General features: G+C 69.3%; 3 protein-coding genes. All 3 read left to right on the top strand.

The window, feature by feature from the left end:
- On the top strand, positions 1–357 hold a 357-nt coding region (locus AC27VN_RS39440), incomplete at its 5' end, for a 2Fe-2S iron-sulfur cluster-binding protein (RefSeq protein WP_490880211.1).
- Positions 358–382: 25 nt separating this feature from the next.
- Positions 383–1687: an aromatic ring-hydroxylating dioxygenase subunit alpha gene (locus AC27VN_RS39435; protein ID WP_490880210.1), complete on the top strand. Its 1305-nt coding sequence runs from the start codon at positions 383–385 to the stop codon at positions 1685–1687.
- Complete coding sequence (locus tag AC27VN_RS39430) at positions 1684–2187, top strand: aromatic-ring-hydroxylating dioxygenase subunit beta (protein WP_203205888.1); 504 nt, start codon at positions 1684–1686, stop codon at positions 2185–2187. The genes AC27VN_RS39435 and AC27VN_RS39430 overlap by 4 nt, the downstream gene beginning before the upstream one ends.
- Positions 2188–2228: the final 41 nt, after the last annotated feature.

The following is a 2228-nucleotide window of genomic DNA, read 5'->3' as shown; positions in this document are numbered from 1 at the left end:
GCCGTGGTCGACACCGCGCGTGCCCAGGGCTGGGCCGATGACCACGTGCACTTCGAGCTGTTCGCGGGCGCGCTCGCGCAGGCCGGCGACGCGGCCTTCGAGGTGCGCACGCTGCGCTCGGGCCACGTGCTGACGGTGCCGCCGGGCCAGAGCCTGCTCGACGTGCTGATCGCCGCGGGGCTCGACCCGCTCTACGATTGCCGCCAGGGCGACTGCGGCGTGTGCGCCGTCGACGTGGTCGAGGGCGTGCCCGACCACCGCGACCACAACCTGAGCCCGCGCGAGAAAGCCGACGGGCGCACCATCTGCACCTGCGTGTCGCGCGCCAGGACGCCGCAGCTGGTGCTCGACATCTGATCCCACGATTCCAGGAGACCCATCCATGACCATCGACCTGCAGTCCCTCGTGCAGCCCGACCGCGTCCACAAGCGCGTCTACACCGACCCCGCGATCTTCGAGCTCGAGATGGACCGCGTGTTCGGCCAGGCCTGGCTCTACGTCGGCCACGAGAGCCAGGTGCCCAAGCCCGGCGATTACTTCACCACCCGGCTCGGCCGCGAGCCCGTGGTGATGGTGCGCCACACCGACGGCCAGATCCACGTGATGTTCAACCGCTGCCCGCACAAGGGCGCCAAGATCGTGCCCGACGGCAGCGGCAGCGCCGGCAAGTTCCTGCGCTGCCTCTACCACGGCTGGACCTTCAAGTGCGACGGCAGCCTGCTGTCGGTGCCGCTGCGCAGCGGCTACGAGGACACGGGGCTCGACCTCAAGGACCCGCAGTACGGCGTGCGCAACGTGGCGCGCGTCGCCACGCACCGCGGCTTCGTGTTCGCGAGCCTGTCGAAGGAAGGGCCCGAGCTCAAGGAGTTCCTCGGCGGCGTCGCGACCTCGCTCGACAACTTCTGCGACCGCGCGCCCGAGGGCGAGGTCGAGGTGGCCGGCGGCGTGCAGCGCGTGATCCAGCGCAACAACTGGAAGATCTTCTTCGAGAACCTGCACGACACCATCCACGCGGTGGCCACGCACGAGTCGTCGTGGCGCGCGGCCAAGGAGGAGTTCGAGGCCATGCCGGCCGGCACGCAGAAGCCCTTCGAGGTGGTGATCGTCGACGGCAACGGCGAGCCGCTCGAGTTCTGGGAGAAGCTCGAGCTCAAGGGCTACGACAACGGCCACGGCTTCATGGAAGGCATCTTCGTGCCGCCGACCGACCCGGTGAGCCTGGCCTACGTGGCCGCGCTCGAGGCGGCGCAGGGCGCCGAGCGTGCCGACCAGATCCTGCGCGTGAACCGCCACAACACCATCGTCTACCCGAGCTGCTCGCCCCACACCTCGTTCCAGCAGATCCGCGTGATCCGGCCGCTGTCGGTCGACCGCACGCTGGTCGAGATCTTCAGCTTCCGGCTCAAGGGCGCGCCCGAGGCCACCTTCCAGCGCACGCTGAAATACACCAACATCGTCAACTCGCCCTCGTCGAACGTGATGCCCGACGACCTCGAGGCCTACAACCGGGTGCAGGAGGGCCTGGGCTCGAACGGCGGCGACTGGGTCAGCATGCACCGCGCCGTGGGACGCGACCAGCCCCTGCCCGGCGGGCGCGCCTCCAACGGCAACAGCGAGATGCCCGCGCGCAACATGTTCGGCGCCTGGGCCAGGTACATGGGCGTGGACACCGGGAGCGCCGCATGAACTTCCTCGACTGGAACGAACAGCAGGAGATCACGCAGTTCCTGCACCACGAGGCTCGGCTGCTCGACGAGCACCGCTGGGACGAATGGCAGCGCCTGTTCACGCCCGACGGCCTGTACTGGGTGCCGCTGGTGCACGGCCAGGCCGACCACCTCAACCATGCCTCGCTGTTCTGCGAGGACGCGCTGCTGCGCTCGATGCGTGCGCGCCGGCTCGAGCAGGCGCGCGCCTATTCGCAGCAGCCGCCCACGCGCACCGTGCACGTGGTGGGCAACATCGGCATCGAGGCGCGTGAGGAGGGCACAGAGGGCAAGGGGGCCGGCTGCACCGTGCGCTCCACCTTCGTGCTGCTCGAATGGCGCAAGACCGAGCAGCGCATGTTCGGCGGCAGCGTGCTGCACACGCTGCGCCGCCACGAGGGCGAGCTGCGCATCCACCTCAAGCGCGTCGAGCTGGTCAATTGCGACGCCGCGCACGAAGCGCTGCAGGTGTTCGTGTGAAGGCCGCGCTGCTCGCGATGCACTACCAGAACGACGTGCTG

It is taken from the genome of Variovorax sp. 20P10.2.4 (genome assembly GCF_058244205.1).
The sequence above is the reverse complement of the archived record's forward strand: the minus strand, read 5'-3'. Positions and strand labels throughout refer to the sequence as shown.

Coding starts and splice junctions, on each gene's coding strand:
- AC27VN_RS39435 (WP_490880210.1), top strand. CDS start 383: ATGACCATCGACCTGCAGTCCCTCGTGCAGCCCGACCGCGTCCACAAG.
- AC27VN_RS39430 (WP_203205888.1), top strand. CDS start 1,684: ATGAACTTCCTCGACTGGAACGAACAGCAGGAGATCACGCAGTTCCTG.